The organism is Bradyrhizobium sp. 87, assembly GCF_023073015.1.
In the GTDB taxonomy this organism is placed as follows: domain Bacteria; phylum Pseudomonadota; class Alphaproteobacteria; order Rhizobiales; family Xanthobacteraceae; genus Bradyrhizobium; species Bradyrhizobium canariense_D.
Genome location: NZ_JADPIQ010000051.1, coordinates 1 through 23,821, shown reverse-complemented (window position 1 = coordinate 23,821; position 23,821 = coordinate 1). Strand labels below are relative to the sequence as shown.

Sequence of the window (23,821 nt, the reverse complement as noted above, 5' to 3'; positions counted from 1 at the left end):
CGTCTGCAGACGTCACAGTTCTGGCCCGTTCCGTTCAATCATCTCACCGGCCGGCCATTCGCTCATTGGCCTCGCAATCGGCAGAACGAGGCCGACCACGTCCTCCACGCGCGTCGGAGGCACAGTGAGATAGATATCCGGACGAGCGGACCGGACACGGAGCGCTGGCAGAACAGTCGCTAATCCCTGTCGCCCGAGCAGCCTGGTAATATGTTTCTGCAGGGCAGATCGGACCGTGCCAAAACCGAACGGCACCCCAAGATCTCGCAATACGGGATACATCACGCGGATGGAGTGGCTGATTCCGAGCCCCTCGAGATCCGGGCGCACCCCGTACAATCCGAGTTCAGCCACAAGCAGATCGACCTCACCCACTTTTATGAAGCGGCGCAGTGCGCCGATGTGAATCGCAACACCACGATCATCGTAGCCGATTGCGCGAATCTCAGGCCTTGCGCCGGCCCAGCTTCGATGACCTTCAAAGGGCTTTGCATTGAATGCCCCGGTCGGACCATAGGTCTTCCGGAAGAAGTCGGACAACTCAATATGGTCAGCAAGTTGAAGCTCATTCTCCCAGCACAGCCTCCAACGAACTGGAGGGCGCGCCGAAGCACCTCGTGTGGATCCGGGCGCGATCATTTTCATAGAGAGTAATTCCTATTCATTATCTGGCTCCTGACGCACGCCAGCAGTTCGCTGCGCTCGAAAGGCTTGCTCAAAAACTGGAGTCCAGTTTGCAGGACTCGCCTCATATCGTTTTCGAAGCTGTCTGTGAGCAGAACGGTGGGAATCGCGCCTCCGGATGCAGCCAGATGATGGAAAAGCTCAAAGCCACTCATCACGCTCGACTGCATGTCCGCGATCAAGCACGACGTGATCAAACGGCGGCCCGATTTCAAGAACTCGTCTGCGCTCTCGAAGGGTTCGGGTACGTAACCCGCCGAAAAAACCATATCTGTCAGACCTTCACGCACTGACCGATCTGCATTCACAATGGATACGACGTCGAGCGTGTGCGCAACTCGCATCAGATTCACGAAGGACGGCTTCGCTTGCATGTTCGGCACGATTTCCCCGCAGCAAGGACGCAATCGGATGCGACCAAAACACATTTGGCACCCCCAACCGAAGGGGTCCAACTGGAGGGAAATCTACGGTCAGGTTAAGCGTTCGCTCAATTCTACAGCGGTACACGGCCGGTATAGAATGGGTTGGCGAAGCCATACGATGGTTTGCTCGTCCTATACGCCCACGCACATTTGCGGATCCCCACCGTGCTAGCTCGCCGAGATAGGACTTGCGCAACACGCGCGAAACTGCGACCGCACGGTCCAGATGTCTTGATCGATCCCTGGCGCTGGGCTGAGACGCGCTACGATTTGTAACCATTCTGATAGATCTGGCATCTCGCTAAACTATCCTTTGCTATCCTCAGTCGGTACAAATGGTAAAATCGATTGTATCGATAGAACACATTCACACGGTGGATCACTCAAGATTATGCGTTTCAAGGGCCTCGATCTGAATCTCCTCGTCGCGTTCGACGCCCTGGTGACGCAAGGCAATCTCACTGCGGCGGCAAGAAGCATCAACCTCAGTCAACCTGCCATGAGTGCTGCCGTCGCGCGGCTTCGCACTTACTTTCGCGATGAGCTATTCACGATGAGGGGTCGGAAGCTTGTCCCAACGCCGCGGGCTCAAGCGCTCGCAGCCCCAATTCGCGAGGCTCTCGCTCACATTCAGCTCTCCATCATTTCTCCGGAGGGCTTCACTCCGTCTCAATCGAATCGGCGATTCAGGATCATCCTGTCCGACTTCATGACTGTCGTGTTTCTTCGAAGAATCGTGGACCGCGTCGCGCGGGAAGCTCCGACGATCAATTTCGAGTTGCTGCCGCCCTTAGAGGAACCCGATGAACTTCTCCGGCGCGGTGAAGTCGATTTTCTCATGTATCCGGAGATGTTCATGTCGAGTGCGCATCCCAAGGCGGCACTGTTCGAGGACACGTTCGTTTGCGTGGGCTGCCCCATGAACAAGCAGCTGGCGCCGCGACTTACGTTCGAGAAGTACATGTCGATCGGGCACGTGGAAGCCCGGTTCGGGGGCTCCCTGAGGCCCTCCTTTCACGAATGGCTCTTGCTCGAGCATGGTTTCAAGATACGCACCGAGGTCGCAGTGCAGGGTTTTGGTATGATTCCGCCTATGTTATTGGGCACCAACCGTATAGCGAGTATGCCCTCAAGACTGGTCAGCCATTTCGCAGACACGATGCCCCTGCGGGTCATCGAACCTCCGCTGCGACTTCTCACATTCACCGAGGCCGTCCAGTGGCCGGCCATTCATAATACTGATCCTGCAAGCATTTGGATGCGCAACATGTTCTTGCAAGAGGCATCCATGATGGTCTCTCCGTCCGAGACCAACCAATGTCACGGCCCGTTCTAGCATTGTTCGGCCGTTTGCGATCTAATCTCGGTTAACCAGATCTACGCCAGGCTCGAGGCTCCGGTCCTCGCTGGTGTTCGGATTGGCGCGTTTGAGCGTAGTTTGATCGGGTCGGCCGCGCTCTTGATCTCGCGCTGGCGTGACGATCTTGCGCTTCATACAGCTCGTTCGGCGGCGCTCCGCCTGACTTGCCTGACACGACGGCTGCATCGCACTGTTCTACATGAGCTGAGGCTCAGAGCTCGCGAAGTGATCCGGCCAGTCAGATGAACGAAATCAGGCCTTGGCACTAAAATCCCTCGAATCGTACACCGCGTCAGGTTGTAGACTAAGACCTGCGATCGAGGCTGCAAACGTGGACACTGGCAGGCACCCACACCGCTCTTAACCTGCCGGTGGGCATTCTCCTTGCCGTCTACTGTCCCGGTGATCGCAGCAGCAATGCCAAAGCACCACATCGGATCGGTGGGTGCAGGTCATCCTTTCGGATCGCGACAGTGGTGTTATTCGAGAGTGTCGTGGCGCGTCGCGCGCGGGATGCCGCCGCCGTTAGTCCCGAGTTGCGGCCCGTCACCGCTGACTTCGAAGAGCTACTTCGGTGCGGCAACATGATTTGCCAATCTTACCCAAAGCATCTATGTCCAGCGCTCGCACACCAAAGCGATACTGTTCGAGGATGAAAGTGAGTGAGCTTCTGGACGAGCAAGGGACTGTGCTGCGCAACACTGATCCGGCTCACGTCTGGATATGCGAGTTATTGCTGTAGGAGCTATGGCACTTCGTTGTTTCCCGGCGCGGCCCGCGCGGCGCCGGGGGCGTGTTGCCCGTTTTGAGTGTGCCTCCACGTCCGACGGATATCGGAGCGATCCTTCGAGGCTCCGTCCTCAATCGCGAGTAACGTTTCGCCAACCGCGCGAGGTGCGCTCGCGTTGAGATACATGCCGGAAATGGTTTTGCGGCCCGCCTTCTCTCATTATACTGGCGCTTTGCGTCGCAGACTTGCGCCGTTGAAGAGCAGCCATCATCTTGTGGCATTCCAAAACCCGATGTTGCCATGCGCGAACAACGCCTTCGCGGCCACAAAGCCATCAACAGACTAGCAGCGCGTCGAAAACGCTGCTAGGTGCCGAGCGGGCGGCCGCGCCACCCATCTGATCAGATCAGTACTTTGTCTGGGCAGCCGTTCGTGAAGCTGTGTCTCAAGAGCAAGCGGGGTGGCATGTACCTGCTTTCGCTTCGCGTGGCGATCAGACAGCAAATGGCCGCTGCTGCGCCAGCATCCAGCGGAAATTGCACAGTTTCGGTCAGGCAGTGTTGGACAAAAGGGAAGCAAACGCCGTGTTGCACAACGGCACCACACGAACGCACCTGTCACATTCTTTCGCGCACGTCGCCGCTCCGTCTTCTTTTTGCCCTACCACAGCCAAACGGCTTCCCCACGTGCAGCGAAGGTGCCGCAATGAAAGGAGCTTACTGTTGGAGAAGCCGAGCGGAGTCTACGACCCGGAGGATCTCGCGAGCTTGGGAAACCTTTTTGATCGAGCAATCGCGTCTTTACCGACATGCATGCGAACCGGCGAGAATCGCGTAGCGATCGCCAGACTTGTGATGCAACGCGCAGCGAGGGACGAATTGGCGTCGCTGGCGAACTTGATGCTTGCACTTGTCTCGGCTGATTGATTAACAGCATGCGCTCAGTGCTCCTGGGGTTCGCAGCGAGAGACCATCATCTAGATCATTGAAATCACTTGATTCTCACGTGACGTCAGGTTGTAGGCTTGCAAATTGAGGACCATGACAAAAGCCACACCACGACGGCGCCGATGGCGCATTGGAGAACTTGCAGAGGCGACCGGCGTAACGGTACGCACTCTGCATCATTACGAACATACGGGGTTGTTGACGGTCGCGGAACGTACCGGTGGCGGTCACCGCATGTACGATCGTGAAAGCCTACAACGCGTCTGTCAGATACGGGCGCTACGTGAGCTCGGCTTCTCGCTTCCTGAGATCCGCAAAGCCATCGAGGGACGGTCGTCTCTCACGGACCTATTGCGCAACCATCTCGAGCGAATTGAAATTCAAGTCGCGCGGGCGACATTATTACGGGATCGATTGCGCAATATGACGACGCAAGGTGAGACAGAAGTTAGTGTCGACGAGCTACCGGCCACGTTAGATGCAATGTCGCGGATTCAGGAACGTACCCCCTCGGCCATCTGCACATGCGCCTCTAACGCTAGCCGCGAAGATCGGTGGCGCAAGATTCGGGACGAGCTACGAAGCTGCATGGATCGGGGCGAGCCGCCATGCGGTGAGCGACCAAATGCGGTCGCGCGTCAGGCCCGTTCGCTGCTGACTGAGATCGCAGGAGTTGATTCGACTGTCTCGATGATACTGAAGGTGCTGACGCGATTGACTGAACCACACAATCTCGCCGGCTGGGATGCGAGCCTCATGCGATACCTGGATCTCGCCCTCGCCGCGCTGGAGAGCCAGCTCGGAACGAGTTGACGCACCCGGCTGCCGGACTCGGTTGCTCAAATGTCTCTAACTGAATGAGCTGATGCTGATCCTTGTCTGACTGAGGATCGTTGGCCCGTAGCAATTCGCCTGCGAATGTGCGTTGTCGACACCCTGGGAACTTTCGCTCTGCCAACCTCGACGAGCACGCTTCGAAGTACTTGATCCGTACGTAGCGTCAAATTGTACCTTCTAAAAGTATCGACGCAGCGGCGGGGCGACCTACAGAGCGCCGGCTACGCCGATGGAGACTCCAATGATCTGCACCCCTTTTGGAAGTTCCCGGTGAGAGCGCTGGGCGAGAACAATTCGGTGGATGAACGTCTTTGGCCATTGCCGGCGACTCCGGCACGCTCCTTTACCTCCATGCCGCACTCGACGAAGAATGCTGCAGGGCAGCCGATGTCGCCAAGCTCAAGGCTTCAAGCCAATCTGCTGCAGGTTGCAGGCTACGCTTATGCCCCAGTTCAAGCATGGGCAGGCTCGGTCAGACGGGCGGGCACCGTCGATGCCACGCGGGTCGCTGCGGCCGAACCTCGGGCTCAATCGAAAGGGCCATTGCCACGGTTCGATTCGACTCCAAGGGAGACAATGCCGCTCCTGGGTCCATCGTTTACCGCCGCCGCGACAATACCGTCGAAATGGTCGCGCAGACCTGACCGCCCGCACCAACACCGCAGGGAGCGTTGAATGATGAACCATTCTAGGCCTCGCGATTACGCGCTGGTCACGTGCGTCGCAGTCGCCGCACCCGCAGCATTTCTCGCCCTCGCGGCAATGCTATCAGAGCTGTCGTGCGCGCCCGAACGGCCGCCCGAAGAGTACGTTCCCATTCGTCTGGTACCACTGGAATGAGCATCACTTCCACAATCGTAAGGCCGACGAACATCGGTGGCTTCTTCCACCCAGTGACACTGATGCGCACCTCGCTCTCGGGAGTGAGCTGCGAGGACCTCTTTAGAAGGAACGTTTGTGGCAACATGTCAGGCGTGCGCAGTCTGTCTGCGGATTACGCGAGTTCAAGCCACGTTAGCAGCGTTGTTCGGCCGAGTGGACGTGGCGTTTCCTCCCCTCTTGAAACAGGTATTCGCCGGGATAACGCCGTGCGCCCGCCTGATCCGCACTGATCGCTGCCGGACTTTGAGCCGGACTCTGATCCGGTGCGGCGCTTAGATCTGAGCCCGCCTGTGGCACCCACCCTCACATTCATGCACGCCTTGCGCTTCCCGGCTCCGAATACGGGGCGCGCATCAGGTAGGCTCGATGAAGGCCGTCAACTGCTCTCGTCGACGAAAGGGAGAACATCAAATTGGATACAAAACTGCAAAATATGCTTTCCTCGCTCTCGCCGGTGGCTCGCGAATTGGATGCTCTGCCGTCCGGGCGGCCTACGCGCGACAATACTTCCGTGAAACTGAATACGAATGAGAACCCATTTCCTTTGCCAGCCATCGTGATGCGAAGCGCAATTGCAGCTCTTGAGGTGCAATACCGCTATCCAGAAGATGACAATATCAGCTTGAGGCAAGCGGCCGCAGCGGCGTACGGGCTTGCCACTGATCGCGTGATGGCTGGCAATGGATCGTCTGAACTCCTCAGTCTCATTTACAGAGCCTTTCTTGCCCCGGGCGACAGCATCGCAATGATGTCGCCCGGCTTCTCATTCAATCGCAAGCTTGCCATGTTGCAAGGGGCTCGGTTCATTGAAATTCCCTGGTCTGAACCCGACTGCTTGCCGATGGACAAGCTGCTTTTCGGTCCGGCTAAACATGCCAAGTTCATTCTGCTGGCCAATCCGAACAATCCGACCGGAACCTTCGTTCCGGTCGCTGAGATCGAGCGCCTCGTTACACGGTCTGACCGATTGATCGTATTGGACGAAGCTTATGTCGATTTCGCACCTGAGGACGGCCTACGCCTCATTGAGCGCCATTCGAATCTTCTGGTCCTGCGCACGCTTTCCAAGAGTCATTCCGCCGCTGGCATTCGCGTCGGCTTCGGTTTCGGCCATCCCGAGCTGATTGGGCGGCTTCGCAACATCCAGAATGTTTTTAACATGAATGTGGTCGCTCATGCCGTAGGCATGAGCGTCCTTGCGCATCGCGACGCCTACGAGGAGAACCATCGCCACGTCAGGTCTGAGCGTCAGCGCGTAGCGGCCGCCCTCTCGGAATTTGGGTTCTCCGTAACGCCTTCCCACGCGAACTTCCTCCTCGCCCGTGTGCCGGTAGGCCAGGGTGGCAGATGGTGGCAGGCGGCGTTGCAAGACCAGAGCGTCCTCGTTGCCTTCTTTCCGGATCCCGGCCTGGAAGAGTGCATTCGGGTTAGCATCGGTACAAAGCGCCAGATGGATGCGTTTCTTGCGGCTGTCGGCAGCATTCTTAAGAAAGTGGGATGCCGTGGCTAGTGAACCCTTCCACTCAGGTCACAGATGCCCGTTCGTCATCGAACAGGACCCACACATGATGCAGCTTCGCGACCGGCCTCAGTCAGTTGTTGTCCGGTCGGCGCATTGCGAGCTGCTGAGAACGGCTTCGCAGCATATGCACGCCAGCGAGCGCTTCTTGAACCCCAAAAACCTAGCGGACTCCGGTCCTCTCTATAGGAGATAACTGAGTGAGAAACGTTCTTCCCTCAAACCTGACCTGCGGCATTTTTGATCATCTTGACGAGGACGGTCCCGATATCGCCAGGCAATACGCGGACCGCCTCGCGCTGGCGGAGGCCTACGACCGGCTCGGTTTCTATGCCTATCATCTGGCAGAGCATCATTGCACCCCCCACGGACGCGGTCCATCGCCGAACTTGTTTCTGTCAAGCGTCATACAACGCACACGGCGACTTCGCGTTGGTCCGTTGGTCATGCTGCTCAACCTCTACCACCCGTTGCGGGCATTCGAGGAGATCTGCATGTTGGATCACCTGAGCAGCGGCAGAGTCGAGGTCGGCCTTGGTCGCGGCTCCCTCCCGATCGAACTGAGCTATTTTGGGGTTGGAGCCGATGTTGCCTCTAGCCGTTACGAGGAAGCTTCCCAAATCTTCGTTAACGCGATGAATGGCGGCCCGCTCTCGTACAAAGGGCAACATTTTGCGCTGAGCGACGTTCCTTTGACGCTTTCACCTCACCAGCGTCCTTGTCCCCCGACATGGATTGCTACAAATCGGCCAGAGTCCGCGCATTGGGCGGCGGCGAATGGCGCTAATCTGGCGTGCATGGGACCCTCTTCTGCCGTTCGCAAAGTAACAGATCGCTATCGCGCTCATGGAAACGCGAAGTATGACACCAACGGTTCAGCACCATTTCTCGCATTACTCCGCATGGTCGTAATTGCCAGCTCTGAAGCAGCCGCCCGCTCCCTCGCCGCGCCAGCCTACGAAACCTGGCTCAAGAGCTTTAAGTTCTTGTACGACCTCAATGACATCCCGCCTCCATCCAACCTGCCCCTAACCTTGGATGCCGCAATTGAGAGTGAACTGTGCGTTGTCGGATCCCGCGCTTCGGTGCGCCAAACTCTTCTCGATCACGTGGAAGAGGCAGGCGCCAACTATCTCCTTTGTCAGCTCGCCTTCGGATCTCTGTCACTGGATGCCTGCCTCAACACAGCAACTGCGATTCACTCCGAGCTCATGGCGGCAGAGCACTGATGGTGAGCCGATTCCAAGCAGTTCGCCCTTGACCATGCAATAAATGGCAACACCGAGGCCCATGAGCACCGCAGCCGGATGCATTTGTCAGGCCGCTCTTATGGCTCAAGTGGCTCTTACGCGCATGAGACCCTTTCGACTACATCACCAAGGTGTAGTCTCGAGGGCAATAAACGCCGTGCCTCCCATTTTGCATGCCTTGATATTGCCCGCGCAGTGGTTTGCTTGGCCAGGTGAGTTGGCTCACGCTCATCCCGCTTTGGCGCGCCAGTTCGTCGATCGCATTCCACACGAATCCAAGATGTGGCTTATCGCACGGGCGGGCCTGTCGTGACGCGGTCCCGGCAGCGCTCTGACCAGATGGAGGAGATCGCGCGTAAGCTCGAGATCGTGCTGGCGGAGTTGGCTTCGCTGCGCATTCTGCTGGCTGCGCACGGAATTAGCACCCCTCCGCCTCTGCATGAGGACTACCTCACTGTTCAGCGATTCGCAGCGATGAACCACATAAGCCCCGAAGGGGTGCTCTCTCGGATCCGCCGCGGCAAGCTGCGCGCGGAGAAGCGCGGTGGCCGGTGGTGGGTGAAATGCACGGTTTGCACAGCATAGCCGTGCAGTGGCGAGGACAGTTATGGTAGCCGAAACGAACCAATCCGAGATACGGAATCCAACACATGGAAATGATCTGCGCGTTTAAGGGGCTGCCCTTTCTGCGCTCGACCCCGCGACCAATGGAGAAACAAGAGATGATCGAGGTCAACGTGGCGCACGACCAACACACCATCGCGGGATCGGGAGGCTCGATGTCGATGCACCCAGGCAATCACAAAACGCGCGCGTGGCAGAAGTCCAACTCCGATGCCGCTGCATGTGTTGTGGCAAATGGGAAGCGGCGCATACCCTCCGTTTTGCACGTGAGCCACCGCGCGCTACCGCGTTACGGCTTGGAGCACAGGAAAGAGAAGTGCCTTGCTCGCAAATCGCACCTTGCGAGTTCCGCTGAGCATATCTTGAACGTCCGTCTCACGCCGGCTGGGGTGTAGCCGCCGACATGTATCCCAGTCATTCGCCTGTTCAGGGTCGCCTCGCGCGCCGGTGCGCGACGCGGACAGGTCTAATTTCGCTGGGATAGTCCGAGATTCAGGCTGGAGAAGGAGATGGCCAATGATGTCACCAAGGCTAATGTCAGTCCTCGGGTCGACGGTAGCAGTCGAGCGTATATTTTGGAAATTTCGAGAATTGATCGATGGCGATAGCGCGATCTCACCTGAAGTTCGAGAGACGCTTCATGTAATCCTAGATGCAAAGCTTCTTTCCGCAAAAGATAAGATTATGAGCGACGCGCGCGCTGCGATTGACGCAACTCCTGATTTGCCGCAGGCCGCCCGCGATCGAGCATACCGGTCGCTCGACTTTGCAATGAAGATGTTCATGACCAGTGAACCGCGCCGCCCTGAGGATCCTTTTAACGAAGTTGGTATCTGCAGCGCTCATCCCAAGATGCGTTGATGCAGGACCCGCTCCAGCGATCGGCGCGCCTCACTGCCGCCGTACGACCCGGTCAAGATCGGGCTTTGCCCAGCGTGGATGTCATCGTGCCCTGTTTCAACGAGGGACCGGCGCGCGCTTGCCGCCTGCCTGAGGTCTCTCGCAAGCCAGGGCTTCCGGCAGTTCTGCTCCGCCGCCGCTCCGAGTTCCCGCACGCCGTGGTTCCTAATGCGGCATTCGGCCTTGCTCAAGCAAGGCAATTGCCGATCTGCCATAAGAGGGCGAACGCCGGGTGCCGTCAGTTCGTCGAGCACAAAATCGGGAGGCGGCGTGGAGGGCACGCGCGTGCAGTCAGTCCCAACAGCGCGGTGCAAGGTGCGACTGCTGGCCGATTTGACCCGAGACACTGACGGTGACGACGGCGAGCCGGCCGTTCACGGATGATCGGATCGGCAGCCGTGTATTCGCGACCGGCCCTGGACCTTGCAACGTACGTTTGTGTGATCTTAGCATGCGCGGAAGCCATTGCCGGACCGAATTCTAACAAGCGCTGGTGCACACCATCCACAAGGAGCACCTTTCACTCTCCTGCGGCATCTACTCCGGTTCAATGCCCGTGTCCATCTGCACTGGGCCAGAAGGCTGATCCAGAGCCACCGCACGACTTCGAATTAACTCGCCTACCTAAACCGAGAGGTTTCCAAGGTTAGGCTCCCCTCCTAGAACTCGATCCGCGATAGTCACTACAGCGGATGCATCATGAAACCCGACGAGCGCCTCGCCGAGGTCCTGGAGAACAGCACGTGTTTTGATGATGAGGCATCGGAGGTGTGGGCGCAGTGCCTCTCACCCACTGAGCGGCTGGCGTATATTCGAAAGCATCGCTCTCACTTCCGGTTCGCAGATTACGATGACGTGATATTTGTTGTACGGGGTCGGCGCTTCACCGGTTGCTCATCGCAGCTCCTTCGGTGGCGTCACAGGATAAGAGCAAGGGCGTTGCAAGGCGCTTTGCTCTTTTCGGTTGCGGTGTGGCTGGGCCTCGTGTGGGTTGCGGTGCGCTTCATCCGCTGAGATCAGCAGCACGCTTTTCGCCGACGCCACGCAATCTGGTTCGCACGCGAAAGAGCATTGCGAAGCGTGATCCGCAACGCCGCAACCTGACGCAGGGTTCGGTTCAAGCATTCCTTTCCGACGAAATGTTGCGGTGCAGCTACAGCTATCCGTGCGGATGTTGTTAAGACGCGCGAGGCTCGGGGCACTCAAGACATGAGAGTAGAAATGAAGAACTTGTTGCTCGCGACTGCAAGCACTGTGGCGCTCGGCGCGATTGCGCCCGCATTCGGCGCGGATCTGGCTGCGCAGCCCGTCCAGCCTCTTTATGGCAAAGCTCCGCAGCTTGTTGAGGCTATGATCTATGACTGGAGCGGCTACTACGTCGGCTTGAACGGCGGCTTTGGCTCAAGCGCGAATTGCTGGGAGTTCAATGGCGGCACACCTGAGGGCTGCCATGATGCGACCGGCGGTACTGTGGGTGGCCAGATCGGGTATCGAAGGCAGACGGGCCAGATCGTGCTTGGTGTTGAAGGCCAGGGGAACTGGGCTGATTTGACTGGCTCGAATGACAGCGTCGCGTTTGCGGATATCAACCAGACCAAGATTGATGCGTTCGGCCTGGTAACAGGGCAGATCGGTTATGCCGTAGACAACGTATTATTCTACGCCAAAGGTGGTGCCGCAGTGACGAGCAATACCTATCAGATTAGCTCGACCCTCACGGGCGCGCAGCTTGGGAAGAGCGACCACATTCTTTGGGGTGGTGCGCTGGGAGCTGGGATTGAGTACGGTTTCGCGCCGAGCTGGTCGGTCAGCCTCGAGTACGACCACCTATTCATGCAGCCCGGAGCGGTGCACTTCGCCGCGCCCGCAGGCGGAACCGATCGCGTCCGCCAGGATTTCGATCTTCTGACTGCCCGGCTCAATTATAAGTTCGGCGGCCCGCTTCTTCTGAAATATTGATCAGCAGTACGAACGAGGAATCGAAAGCCCCGGCCCATGGCCGGGGCTTGTTTTTGCAAGTGCAGGCTTGCTGCATCAAGCGATACCGTTATCCCAGGCGACTAGGTTGCCGCAACCCAGGCCCGAAAACCGCTCCCATATTGATGGGTGGCGGCATCCACAACCAAGCACGCTTGCGAAGATCACTGTGATCGCACGCGCGTCATCGATACGCCGAATCGTCTACCGTCATGGCCAGTCCACGTCGGATTTAGGCGATCGTGCGAACCTCTCCCGCCTCGAAAACTCGACCAACCCTCGGCGGGATACGCATCTATGCCCCCGAAGACGACGAGACGACAGGCTTGTCAGCTATTCGCGGCGACAGCATCTTCTGCACCTTGGGCTGAACGTGTCCTCGCTGTCGTGTTGCCACGCTGGTCAGATCGCTCGCTCGTGACTTCGACATAGGTCGGTACGGGGCAGCGGCGCCGAAACGTCAGATTAGACCGGGGCGAATCGACTTGGCGAGGCAATGGGTACGGCTGTTCGTCTCTAGCTTTCGCATCGGGTTCTTCAGGTGAAAGTTCACCGTATTCTCGCTGACTCTCAGGATGACTCCGATTTCACAGGATGATTTCCCCTCTTCCACCCAGCGGAGGCAATCCTTTTCTCGTTCGGATAGGGCCACTTTCATATGGCATTTGCCCTCCGATGAGGGCGCGATTTCTGTAAATGTATGATGGGACTGCCAAGCCAATGCGTTGAGACGACTGAGGCGATACTCAGGGTCGACATCGTCGAAGCTGGATGCAAAGGATACGACTGATAGCTGTCCAAATGGTCCGAACAGTGGTACGGTTACGCCGTGCTTCAGACCCGCCTCTTTGGCCTCCTTCAACACACGCATTTCGCCGGGTTGCAATTGATATTTGTGAGCGAGTTGATCCCATAGCAACGGCGCCGACTGCATCGTCGTACGCCGAACCACAGGATCGATGGCATTGTATCGGCGTTCAGCATAGCGCTCGCGCCACGCGGAAGGAAAGTTCACTGTCACGGCGGCTGGCAGATACTCTGGCCGGCGGGTCGGCTCCGCGTCCGTCAGCGCCCCGTAAGCGACTTGACTGAAGCCCTGTTCGCTCGAGCAGCTCACAAGCAGATCGAACAACACCTCGGGAGATCGATTCTGTTTTGCGCATTCGATGAAGCAAAATAGGTCCATTTGGTGCCTCCCGCCACCGACTTAGGCAATCCGGTGCTGCGTCTTTTGAGTGGATCGATTTGGGCAGGGCCCTGCGCCACTTCGGCCTCCTCTTGCTTCGAAGTGCTCGACCGAACGCGACAGTCATACTTCTCGTCATGAGCTGCAATCGAGTTGGCTGAGATCGGGTAGCTGCTCGATAGAGAACATTGTGCATGCGCCTCTTCCGGAGGAGGCGGACCTGAAGCGTCCAGCAAATGTCGTCCCAGCTGAGGCGGCAGGAGCACTGCCGCAAGCAGGAGTGTTGGAGAACTGGGCGCCACGTTCACTGCTACAATTCGGACATTCGTCGCAAGAGAGACAACCTTGTTGGTGCTAGCTGAAGAATGTATGTCGCATCGGCAAGTACGCGAACGATCGTTTACGCCTTGGGTCAGCCTCCGCGCCTCTGCTCCGGGGGCCAGCCGAGCTAGTAGACCCGGCGCCCGCGTCATAGGGCACAGAGGCAATTAGACGCAGAAATGGCATGCATCCGCTGCGATATACCCGTTTGCGGTCGCGCCGTACCGAACGGAAAGCCGGAGATTCCCGGTTGCGCGGTCGCCTGTTGCCAAGCGCTCGTGTTCAAAAGCACCCGGACATGTTTGGGCAAGCGAATCATCCGAATACGGCAATGGCCTGCGGCTTAAATGAGATCCAACCGACCGCACACATCGGCGTTGTGCTCACGCACATTGACGGACAGAAGCCGTACGCATGGTTGCGATAGCGCCCCCAAGCGTCGCTCATATCGGCCTCCTCGCACCATCAATACTGCCCTTGAAATCACCCGTCTCTGCTCTCATCCTGGTAAGCAGCGTCGCTCACGGAGTGTTCGCAGGCGGCTTGCAGCGCCTGATGCATGTCCGCAATGAGATCACTCGGCCTCTCGATGCCGGCGTGAATACGAATCAACGGTCCATCAAATGAAACCTTAGCTTCCGTTCGTGGAGGATCATCGACAGGCAGCGCAAGGCTTTCGTACCCACCCCACGACAATCCGATTCCAAAAAGGCGCAGTTTCTGGAAGAAAACCGAAAGCTGGGCCTTGGGCATAGCCTTCAGAACGACGCCGAACAGGCCACTTGCACCCAAGAAATCCCGCTTCCAAATATTGTGGCCGGGATCGTTTGGGAGCGCAGGGTGTAGAACCCGGCCCACTGCCGGGTGGTCTTCCAGGCTTTGAGCCAGCTTGATGCCATTTTCGCAATGCTGCCTCATGCGAACGGCTAGTGTCCGCAGTCCACGAAGAGCTAAATAGATGTCATCTGGCCCAGCGATCTCCCCGAAATGATGAGCGCTTGGCTGCAGGAGCGGCCACGCTTCCTTGTTAGCAGTAGCAATGCCCAGAAGGGCGTCGGAATGACCAACGATATACTTGGTCGCGGCATGGATCGAAATGTCGACGCCATGGAGAAAGGGTTTGAAATAGAGCGGCGTCGCCCAAGTGTTATCCATGAGCACGAGCGCACCCGAATGATGCGCGATCGCGCACAGCGCGGGAAGATCCTGTACCTCAAACGTCAGTGACCCCGGGGACTCCAGGTACACAGCTCGCGTTTTTGCTCCAATCTTCGCGAGTAGATCCGAAGGTTGTGTGGGATGGAAGTACTCCACTTTGACCTTAAACCTAGTTAGAACCTCGTTCGCGAATATCCTGACCGGTTCATAGACGTTATCGCAGATCAAAACATGATCCCCGGCCTTCAGGATCCCGAGAAGCGCGTGGGAGCACGCAGAGAGCCCCGAAGGGAACAAGATCGAACGATACCCGCCTTCCAGTTCACAAATGGCAGCCTCGAGAGCGCGAGACAGCGGTGAGCCGAATCGTCCGTAGTTCGTCACTGGATTCTGCTTGCGCCTATCCCACTCTTCGAGGCTTTCCGAAACGATCGTGGAACCTCGATAGACAGGCACATTGACCATCCCGGCGTGTTCAGCCGGCGCGCGACCGAGATGAGACAATTTCGTGTTGGGCTCTGGCAAGCCTTTACCCGAAGGGATCCGATCCATACTTCTCCTATCTGGGATCGCGCCGCTTAATGCGCAGCGAATGCCCACAACGTGCAACTCGTCTCCGGCGCGACCACTCGAGAACTCTGCATCGACGCCCTCTTCGTCATCATATCCAACGTTAGAGCAGCTCTCCTCCCGCACCGAAAGCGCGGTCAACCGCACAGCGAGACCGTGCCGGACCGCGCTCCTGAAAGTCGGTGGTCAGCTTCATGCAGATCTACAGTGGGTCCATCACTACAGCAAAGGTTGGGCCAGACGCGCGGGGTGCGGGCTGCAGGCGGATTAACCAGGACTGATCGAATGACTCGGCACCAGGCGACTTTCTTGTCGGACAAAAGACGCTGCATGTGGGCTCCTCGCCAAATCGGTTAAATCGGGACGATCTTGATGTGGGTTGACAATTGCACTTGTTATGAACTCGCGCGTTGGCGTTGTTTTTGCAGCCGCTTGGCTGGATCGCGCCGCTTGGCCGCATCGGCGTGGTAGGTCGAGGGGGCGCATCGGCAGGACCTTGCAGGTCGGCTCACCCCCATGCGCCCACGATGGATCATCAAGAGGCAATCATGGCTTGGACCCGCGGTCGAGCTCCGCCATCGCAAAATAGGCGCTTGCGTTCCGTAGGATTTTGTTAGCCTGCCGGAGCTCGCGGTTCTCCCGTCGGGGCCTTCAGCTTCTCGGCCATCTCAGTCGGAACGCCGGTCCGCTGCCCGCTGTCGATCTCGCCTTCTTGACCCAGTCACGAAGCGTTTGCGGTGTGCCGCCGATCTTTGCCGCAACCGATCTCACCGCCGCCCGGCGCGAAGGATGCTCGCCGGAGAGATCCAGAACCATCCGAACCGCTCGGGTTCGGACCTCGGGTGACAATTTGTCCGTCGTCTTGCTCGTCATGGCTCCATCCTCTCAGGAGTTGGAGCGTCCGACAAACCCGGGCGGTTCAAACCGATACCTGACTGAATCGAGAGCTGGACCTTAACACCACTTGAATCGTACCTAGCGTCAAGTTGTACTAACTACCGGTTCGATTCTCCGAACCCGAGACACATTCCGGCCTCAAGGTGCAGGCGCGGGACATTGAGGATCTGCGAGGCGTGCTTGAGATGATGGTGGCAGCTCTTATTGTCCTTTCGATTGTCGCCGCCGGTGGGGCTGGCTACGGCGTCCGTACTCGGCGCTTTCGCATCCGACGAGAGCGCGCGCGGCTGCATATGGCTACGGCCCACTCCGCAGAGAGTTGCAGCAGTCATCCGCCGTCGCGCAACTCGCTCGAGCAACCCGCGTGCTGGCAACCAGAAGCAGATCTTGCGGACCAGAAGCGCTCGACAATAGCCCGCGAGGGCTAAACAAATTCACACGGGCTCACCTCTCACCTGCAGAATTCGCTGCCGGCACCCTCGGCAAGGTGCAGCTGATGCGCGAGTTCTTACGTTGTGCTGCGGCGTGTCGCGGCTCCAGAACTACGACAGATGCTTTGTCTGGCGGGGACGTCCGAACGGAGCGGCGTGCCGCAGGCAGCACGCGTTTCGACGCGCTAAGTTCAAAACAATTTGAAACGCAAGTGAGTCAGATGATACCGCGAAGAAGAACCCCAATCCCAGATCGTATGATGGCTGGAGCCACGCGTGTCTCTTCGATTGCCTGCATGCTAACGGAGCTTATGCGCGGTGCAAGGCTTGTTCGTCGATCCTTGCGCTGTACGATCATCGATCCCCTTTCCGAGGCCTTAACATTCGGGCTCATCAGCCTCATACTGTTAATGATCGTGGCAAACCCCGTTTTTCAGAAAACAGGTGATCAGGATTGGAGCCAGGGCGACGATCCCACACTCTGTCTGCCGGAATGTCGCACGGGTCTGACCAGCGCTTGCGCGACCTACAGCTCGATTTCAGTGAAGGAGCTTCCGGACGTCCTAGTCAAGGCGACATTGGCAACCGGGGATCGCCGCTTCTATAGCCATTTCGGCTTTGACCTTACCGCGATCGCGCTCTCATTGCATGCCGCCCCGGGCACACAGGCCGTGCGATCGTCCATTACCCAGCAGGTTGCGAGAATTCTATTCCCCTCAGATCAACAAAATTTGGAGGTCAGGATTCAGGAGGCGCTTGTCGCAATTTGGCTCGAATGGCGGCTCAGCAAGGATGAAATCCTGAAGATCTACCTAAACCGTGTGCAGATCGGAGGCGGCATCTTCGGCGTCAGTAAAGCTGCGCAGAGTTATTTCCAGAAGCAGGTTCAGGATATCGAGCTTGGCGAAGCAGCCTTGCTTGCCGGCCTGATAAATGCGCCACTAGATCTATCTTCGCATGTTGCTCTTCCGAATGCGCGTGAGCGTGCAAACCTGGTTCTGGACACCCTCCTCGAGACCGGGCTCATCACCAATGATCAGCTGTTCGCGGCAAAGCAACATCCGGCACGCCTGATCTTCATGGATCAGGACGCATCGCCGAATTGAAGCGATCGAGGTGAGCGTGATCTCGCGGAAGATGATTGCCACTGCTGCCAACGAGTGGAGGGTAGCACAGCTGATTGATTGGCTATGAAGCCTGCTCCGTGTTGACGGCTGCGGCCAGCATTGCCTCGCCCATCACATTGTTCCCTGTGCCTTTAGGGCATAGCCGGCGCCGACAATATCTCGGACCTCTTTGTTCTGGCTGAGCTTCGACTTGCCTATGAGGCGTGTGACCTCGATCTCGACGCCGACGATCATCTTGAGCATCTCGCCGATGTAGTCCTTGGGGCTGTCGGTCATCTTCCGAGGATCGGCCTGTTTCGCCTCATGAATGCGCGTCAGGCGCGCGACTATGCCGCGGACATACGCTCATCATCGCGGATCGTGACACGTCCGTACACATGCGCAACCATGTAGTTCCAGGACGGGACCTGCTTCTTGGACTCGACCTTGCTCGGATACCAGTTTGGCGCGATGTAGGCATCCGCGGCGCGGAAATCGATCAGAACCTCATCGCCGGTGGCGAGATCCTGACAAATAGGGCTCGTACGAGCGACATGCGAATGAAGCACGCCCTGCTGACCTTCGTGCGCATGCAGCTCGAAGGGAATATGATTCGCGTCAAACCCACTCTTCCCGTTGGTAAAGAGGATGCCGAGCGGATTTTTTTCAATGAGATGGTGAAATACCTCGGCGCGAGCCTCAACGAAGTGCGGAGGGACGTACATGATAACTCCTTTGGCATTGTGGGACGCCGTGCACCATAGGGTCGCGCAGCATCAACGGTTTGGTTCAGACCTCGGTCATCTCGAATTCACTTTTGCCAGCACGATAGTCGGGGCAGATCCAATCTGCGGGCACGTCCTCCCAGCGGGCGCCGGGCGGAATGCCCTCTTCAGGCCATCCGTCTCGCTCGTTGTAAATGAGCCCGCACAACGCACACATCGAGGTCTTGTAGAGAGGCGCGTCGGACGCGATCTCGGTGTTCACGTGAGCACTTTCGTTGCTCATGACAGCTTCCATATTCGTCGGGCAGTGTTCATGAGGTCGATAGGGCGAGTCTGGCCTATCCAACTTGTAACTGCATTTTTGCTGGTGCGATCGCGATGGGATAGATCAGGCCGGGGTAGATGTTGCCGGTTGCCGGTGTAGCTGACGAGCGAGAGGCTGATCAGCGGAACGAAGCCGCCGAGTATGCCAGTGCCGATGGGATACGGAAGCGACAGCGAGGTATATCGCAGCCGCGCCGGAAAGAGCTCGACGAGAAACGCGGCATTCGGCCCATACACCAGCACTACCAAGACGAGTTGCGCCAGGAATAGCGCGGTGACGGCCACGTAGTTGTGCGCAGCCGTGGCGCTTGCAACGCCCATGTAGATGTGAATGTAGAGCGCGGCGGCGAGCAGAAGTCCGGTGACGATCAGCGGACGACGTCCGATGCCGTCTGACAAGGCCCCGCTCACGACCACCAGGGGCGTACCGATGGCTAGGGCAATGGCGACGCAGACATTCGCCGTCAGGAAATCCACCTTGAGAACGCTCTGCAGGAAATACAGCGCGTAGAATTGCCCGGTGTACCACACGCATCCCAGACCCGCCGTCGCCGAAGAGAGCATACAGCGCATAACCAAATCCTTGTCTCGTGCCGAAACTTTCGCGAACCGGCGCGCGCGAGACCTTGCCGGCCTGGCGCATCTGCTCGAAAACCGGCGACTCGCTCAGCTTGAGACGAAGATTGATCGAAAACACGACGAGAAGTGCGGACAGCAAGAACGGGATACGCCACCCCCAAGCACGGAAACCTTCCTCCCCGAGCGTTAGCCGACACGCCAGCACGACCAGAATTGCAACGAAGATGCCATCGCTTGGTAAGAAGAAGTGTCTCGATGGACCTTCAGAAAATTCTCGATCAGAAAATCAAAGATCTGCCTGCAGGCCCCTATAAAATCGGCCTAAAGGCGGTGATGGCGCATATTGACGCCGCCATCAAGCACTACAAGCGAGGACAATCCGAGCCAGACCAAACACTATTCACCGATGTTGTCTTTCGCGGCAATCAAGCTTTTGAGGGTTAAGGAAGCTTTCCGAGTGCTCGCTGGCAAGGACCCGTCGCGTATCGCGCCCCACAAAATCGAGGAGTTCCTCGGTCAGGCTGATCTACTTCGAAAGAAAGTGTTGGATCAATTTACGCGTTACCGGACCGAATGGCGCAACCCATTCCACCCACGACTACGCTCTCGATTTCGACGAGGACGAAGGCCTGATGTCAATCGTATCTGTCACGGTCTTCGCCATCGTTCTTTGCGATCAGATCGACGGGAAACTTGCTTTTGACACTGCGGCGGACCCACGAGCGCCTGCCGCCACCCCGACGACCCGGCAGGCACACCGCTGCTTGACTTAGTTACGAGCGCCCTTCTCAGATTTGCTCAAGGACATACAGATGACCCTTTGGTTTCTCGCGATCAATTGAGACCGCATTATCTTCGTACGGTGGGCACTATTGCGGGCTATCTCGTCGGTGCGCTGCGCGGCGTGCCAGGTGTTAGGGTCAAACAGAGCCAACTGTTCTCTGATAGAGAGGCTGATATCGTCGTCGAGCGATCAACGGGAGTGAGCTCTACGGAGAAGGTAATCGTTGATTTGAAGGTTTCCTCCTCAGGGAAGTCCCTTCCGAGGCGCTTCCTTCGACGTAGCGCGGTCGAAAAAGCCGCTTACTTCTTGCACCTGCCCGACGTGACGGGAGCCGTCGTTTTCTATATTCCGGCAGCAATAAAACGTATGAGATTGCCGATACAACGGAGGCGCCGATAGAGAAGATGCGAATAGTCGGCGCGGCTTCGGATACAAAGTTAGTGAGCCCAAGAGATTAGAAGTGCACCGTCTGTTTGGCATGGGCCTCCGGCTTCTCGTTGGCATAAATGCGGTGCTCTTCACGGATATGATTTTCTCGGAATGCCGGCTCACAGCCGCGATTGCCGGCGAGCGGTCCGCCGAGACGCCGGAATGCAGGGAGATAACGGCTCGGATCATCGAGCGGGAAACACGCATTTCGATCACTTCTCGGCCTCCGGCGGCAGTGTCTTTTTCAAGAAGCCGGACAGGGTCTTAATCTGCGATCCAAAGTTTGTGAACGCGAGCGGCTTCCCGTCAAATGATTGGTTTGCCCTCGCCGCGACGGCAGGAAGCGCGGTCACGGGTGTCGATCCGAAAAAACTGCAGGCGGCGGCTCATCGATGCCAGAGAACCGCACTCAAGGACGACGGCGAACAAGCTAGCGTTGCTCTTCCTAACGCAGCAGTCGGGTGTCAGGCGTTCACCAGAGACGGCGGAGGCGTGGTCGTGGATGTGGCAATACCGCTGCGAAAGCATTGAACTGGTTCAACGCAGGTCCCAGCACACCGCCGCGTTGTTGCCCGCGAAATAGCCAGAGCCTGCCCGAATTGGTTAACGGGTTGTTAATCGGGGTTCGGCAGGCTGACCATCAGCGCTGCCGATCAGCCCCCCAGCCACAGGTAGCGCAAAGCGATGGCCGGCGGCAGCGATGCCCGCCGGCCATTGTCGTGACCTAGCCCTTTCAGCAGCCGAAGGCCATCCTTGCCGCAGCAGCTGACGGTACCCACTGTCAGCGACCCATTTCGCGCGCTCAAGATGGCTCTCGAACGCGGGCCGAGCGCGCGCTGGCTCACGTTCCGGGTCAATGCGCAAGATGATCCGCGATACCTCGCGCCAGTCAGCGCCTTCCGCATCGGCATCAAGCATGCGGAGATAGGTGATGCGGTGCTGTTCATCATAGAAACATGTGCTTCCTTGCGATCGTTGGTTGCAGCGCCGGGACCATTCTCGGTCTTTGTGTCGCCCGGGTGGGCGCCGGCACGGGACTAAGGCCGCTGCGAAATGTGGCTGATTTATTTGCCGCGCGATCCGGGTTGACGTGATCGGTATGCGCGCCGGCGTTCCCAATTCGGCCCGCGGTAGGGCTGGTCATCCGGCGTTCTTGTGAAGCGCGCCGGGCGAGTACCGAGGCAGCGCCGCTGCGACATTCCATGCAGCCCGCGGCCGCTTCCAAGTCGCTAGGGAAGTTGGACAGGATAGCCAAATCGCCCCCGCGTTTCGGGGTCCGCACCTACCGCAGCGCGGGGCCGTAGGACTGCCGGCACTCGACAGCCCGGTCATGTTGCACACTGGTTATTGATCCGGCCAGCCCAACATGCAGGCTTGGGATGGGCCGGCACCGACGCCAAACACGCGCCCAGCTGGGACCGCGGCGCCTGCGCGCCGTAACGGAAGTTCAATGCCAATGTGGAGCATCTCTCGGCGGATCGCGGCCGCCACCTGAGCCGGTAAAACAAGGCGGGCCCGGTATTCCTAGGAACCCGGCCCCACAACCTCAGCAACGTCATGGCGGCGCCGTTCGGCTGCGTGTTGGGTTCTAAGCGCCCTTGTCTCAAACCGCCTTGAGCAAGGTCAAAGACTCCCCTTCTGGCAGTCGGGCTGGTCATCGGTCGACTTGATGCTATCGGCTACAAGCGGATGCAATTCAACCTCGATGGACCAGGCGAGCATAGCTTCGCCTGACAGTGGCACGAACCAAGCAGATGCGTCCTCCCATGCCGCAAAACAACAACCATGAACCATTTAGAAAAGATTGCCGGCTGTTCCCGGTCGTTAAGTGATCGTAAACCATGCGATGGCAACAAACCGCATGGAAACCGAACTCCCGCCTGAAACGATACTGCGAGACAGCCGTCGGCAAGAAAAGCGCAGGTCGCTTTTTAAGCACTATCACCGGCAATTTCTCGATCGTCTTCGTGACCGCGATTGGGTGTCTTCGTTAAAGCTTCCCGACAGCCCCGGAACGACGCTCGCTCTTTTACGAAACGGATGGATGGAGCGACGCTCAACGGGCAAAGGCGTCGAATATCGTATGACGGAAGCCGGTCTGTTGGAGCTTAGCCGGCCACGATAACTCAAAGGCGCAGTGGAGGCAACGCAGTGTCAACAGCCATGGAAATGATCGTCGCCGGCTACGTGAAGGTGCGGGACCGACGTGCCTTGACGGACCTGCTCGCGCATCGGCGCAAGATGCTGGGCGAACTACACGCTGTCTCCGGCATCGATCCCGCGAACGCTGTTCAGGCCGTCCAAGACGAAATAACAACTATCGAAGCCGGCCTAGAAGAACTCAAACCGCCGCCCGGCTCGCTCCCCGAAAACGAGTGGAGCTAGGGCGTGCGCGTTAACAAGATCAATTGGGAGAAGATCGGCCGCATGACAGAGCCCGGCCGTTACAAATGCTTCTTCGGCTATCTAACCGTTACGTCAGACGACATCGAAGTGTGGACGCGCTATCCCAACGCGACGTTCACTTTGATTGTGGGGCCAACGACTGAGCAATCGTTGGGCGAAGATTACCGTTTAGGCGCGTTCGACATCGGCGATCCACAACAGTAGGCGGTTCGCCGTCGGCGATGCCTATCAGGCTGCCGCTTGCGCCGACCTCGCCAAGGCGCTAGGCCCCGATCTAGACCGCCTCGCCGGTACATCGCTGGACAAGGGCGCCGAACTTGATGCACTCGCGGCGATGCCAGCAGACGACCGGGCTTCGCTGATCCGATGGGCGGCCCCGGCGAGATTGCCGCCTTTGCGGTCCTGCTGGCCGGTTGGTTCAGCGAGCGCGCACTCCGTGCAGAAAGACGGCGCCGGATATCCCATCGACGCCGCTGATCGTCATGGTTGCAATGCTAAGTTCCCTCGCCAATCAGTTGGGGGCAACATGGTTCGGGCATTTCGCGATACCGTCATGGCACTCACTTTTCTTGTAGTGTCGCGCGCCATGGAAAACTGCCCCCTCAGCGTCACGAGGAATTGCCCCCTCCTCGGATAGCTGAGGAGAGAGTGAATGAAGCGGGAACGAATCACTGAAAGCTCGGCGTGGAATGATCCACGGGGGCAGGTGATGAAGACGCCGGATGACGTGGCGGAGATGATGCGCCTGAGGGCGTGCGGGTGGGGTGTGA

19 protein-coding genes, 2 pseudogenes and 1 other annotated feature are annotated in these 23,821 nt (G+C 58.1%); of the genes and pseudogenes, 11 read left to right on the top strand and 10 right to left on the bottom strand.

What is annotated here, in order from left to right:
• Window positions 1–12 precede the first annotated feature (12 nt).
• Window positions 13–645 (bottom strand): NodA family N-acyltransferase, encoded by a 633-nt coding sequence (locus tag IVB50_RS13780; RefSeq protein WP_247296031.1) that lies wholly within the window; start codon window positions 643–645, stop codon window positions 13–15.
• Window positions 642–1,058 carry a response regulator gene (locus IVB50_RS13775; RefSeq protein ID WP_247296029.1) on the bottom strand — a complete coding sequence of 139 codons (417 nt, stop codon included), beginning with the start codon at window positions 1,056–1,058 and terminating at the stop codon, window positions 642–644. Before IVB50_RS13775 ends, IVB50_RS13780 begins: the two co-directional genes overlap by 4 nt.
• Before the next feature lie 442 nt (window positions 1,059–1,500).
• Between IVB50_RS13775 and IVB50_RS13770 the strand changes: the two genes are divergently transcribed.
• From IVB50_RS13770 to IVB50_RS13745, 6 genes are all read left to right on the top strand, one after another.
• Window positions 1,501–2,445, top strand: coding sequence for a LysR family transcriptional regulator (locus IVB50_RS13770; RefSeq protein WP_018455472.1), 945 nt, complete (start codon window positions 1,501–1,503; stop codon window positions 2,443–2,445).
• 1,794 nt (window positions 2,446–4,239) lie between these two features.
• Window positions 4,240–4,959: a MerR family transcriptional regulator gene (locus IVB50_RS13765; protein ID WP_026232958.1), complete on the top strand. Its 720-nt coding sequence runs from the start codon at window positions 4,240–4,242 to the stop codon at window positions 4,957–4,959.
• 1,339 nt (window positions 4,960–6,298) lie between these two features.
• Window positions 6,299–7,375, top strand: coding sequence for a histidinol-phosphate transaminase (gene hisC / locus IVB50_RS13760; protein WP_247296062.1), 1,077 nt, complete (start codon window positions 6,299–6,301; stop codon window positions 7,373–7,375).
• 209 nt (window positions 7,376–7,584) lie between these two features.
• Window positions 7,585–8,613 (top strand): LLM class flavin-dependent oxidoreductase, encoded by a 1,029-nt coding sequence (locus IVB50_RS13755; RefSeq protein WP_039799450.1) that lies wholly within the window; start codon window positions 7,585–7,587, stop codon window positions 8,611–8,613.
• 1,236 nt (window positions 8,614–9,849) lie between these two features.
• Window positions 9,850–10,119: a hypothetical protein gene (locus IVB50_RS13750; protein WP_247296027.1), complete on the top strand. Its 270-nt coding sequence runs from the start codon at window positions 9,850–9,852 to the stop codon at window positions 10,117–10,119.
• 1,260 nt (window positions 10,120–11,379) lie between these two features.
• Complete coding sequence (locus IVB50_RS13745) at window positions 11,380–12,117, top strand: outer membrane beta-barrel protein (protein ID WP_247296024.1); 738 nt, start codon at window positions 11,380–11,382, stop codon at window positions 12,115–12,117.
• Between the two features lie 478 nt (window positions 12,118–12,595).
• On the opposite strand, the gene IVB50_RS13740 is transcribed toward IVB50_RS13745, so the two are convergent.
• The 3 genes and pseudogenes from IVB50_RS13740 to IVB50_RS13730 all read right to left on the bottom strand — a co-directional run.
• A complete protein-coding gene (locus IVB50_RS13740) occupies window positions 12,596–13,321 on the bottom strand; it encodes a LuxR family transcriptional regulator (RefSeq protein WP_247296022.1) in 726 nt (241 codons plus the stop codon).
• A gap of 804 nt (window positions 13,322–14,125) precedes the next feature.
• Complete coding sequence (gene metC, locus IVB50_RS13735; RefSeq protein ID WP_247296020.1) at window positions 14,126–15,511, bottom strand: cystathionine beta-lyase; 1,386 nt, start codon at window positions 15,509–15,511, stop codon at window positions 14,126–14,128.
• Window positions 15,512–15,846: 335 nt separating this feature from the next.
• Window positions 15,847–15,962: a sequence feature (AL1L pseudoknot), on the bottom strand.
• Window positions 15,953–16,243, bottom strand: a pseudogene (locus IVB50_RS13730) (transposase); the annotation flags it as partial. Its footprint overlaps the feature before it by 10 nt.
• 715 nt (window positions 16,244–16,958) lie before the next feature.
• Here IVB50_RS13730 and IVB50_RS13725 point away from each other — a divergent pair.
• On the top strand, window positions 16,959–17,804 hold the full coding sequence (locus IVB50_RS13725; protein WP_247296017.1) for a transglycosylase domain-containing protein: 846 nt from the start codon (window positions 16,959–16,961) through the stop codon (window positions 17,802–17,804).
• 132 nt (window positions 17,805–17,936) lie between these two features.
• Here IVB50_RS13725 and IVB50_RS42280 read toward each other — a convergent pair whose 3' ends face one another.
• The 4 genes from IVB50_RS42280 to IVB50_RS13710 form a co-directional block, all read right to left on the bottom strand.
• The gene (locus IVB50_RS42280; RefSeq protein WP_346771301.1) at window positions 17,937–18,134 is read right to left on the bottom strand and encodes an FMN-binding negative transcriptional regulator; all 198 of its coding nucleotides are present in this window, start codon (window positions 18,132–18,134) and stop codon (window positions 17,937–17,939) included.
• 17 nt (window positions 18,135–18,151) lie between these two features.
• Window positions 18,152–18,529 carry an FMN-binding negative transcriptional regulator gene (locus IVB50_RS42275; protein WP_253076217.1) on the bottom strand — a complete coding sequence of 126 codons (378 nt, stop codon included), beginning with the start codon at window positions 18,527–18,529 and terminating at the stop codon, window positions 18,152–18,154.
• Window positions 18,530–18,593: 64 nt separating this feature from the next.
• Window positions 18,594–18,746: a rubredoxin gene (locus IVB50_RS13715; RefSeq protein WP_247296060.1), complete on the bottom strand. Its 153-nt coding sequence runs from the start codon at window positions 18,744–18,746 to the stop codon at window positions 18,594–18,596.
• Window positions 18,747–18,808: 62 nt separating this feature from the next.
• Window positions 18,809–19,426 carry an MFS transporter gene (locus IVB50_RS13710; RefSeq protein WP_247296015.1) on the bottom strand — a complete coding sequence of 206 codons (618 nt, stop codon included), beginning with the start codon at window positions 19,424–19,426 and terminating at the stop codon, window positions 18,809–18,811.
• Between the two features lie 261 nt (window positions 19,427–19,687).
• Between IVB50_RS13710 and IVB50_RS13705 the strand changes: the two genes are divergently transcribed.
• Complete coding sequence (locus IVB50_RS13705; protein WP_247296014.1) at window positions 19,688–19,876, top strand: hypothetical protein; 189 nt, start codon at window positions 19,688–19,690, stop codon at window positions 19,874–19,876.
• Window positions 19,877–20,807: 931 nt separating this feature from the next.
• Entirely contained in the window at window positions 20,808–21,176 is a 369-nt protein-coding gene (locus tag IVB50_RS13700) for a hypothetical protein (protein WP_247296012.1), read from the top strand.
• 219 nt (window positions 21,177–21,395) lie between these two features.
• Here IVB50_RS13700 and IVB50_RS13695 read toward each other — a convergent pair.
• Window positions 21,396–21,596: pseudogene (locus IVB50_RS13695) on the bottom strand (DUF2285 domain-containing protein); the annotation flags it as partial.
• 1,212 nt (window positions 21,597–22,808) lie between these two features.
• Here IVB50_RS13695 and IVB50_RS13690 point away from each other — a divergent pair.
• Window positions 22,809–23,030 (top strand): hypothetical protein, encoded by a 222-nt coding sequence (locus tag IVB50_RS13690; protein WP_039799447.1) that lies wholly within the window; start codon window positions 22,809–22,811, stop codon window positions 23,028–23,030.
• Between the two features lie 3 nt (window positions 23,031–23,033).
• Complete coding sequence (locus IVB50_RS13685) at window positions 23,034–23,255, top strand: hypothetical protein (protein ID WP_247296010.1); 222 nt, start codon at window positions 23,034–23,036, stop codon at window positions 23,253–23,255.
• Window positions 23,256–23,821: the final 566 nt, after the last annotated feature.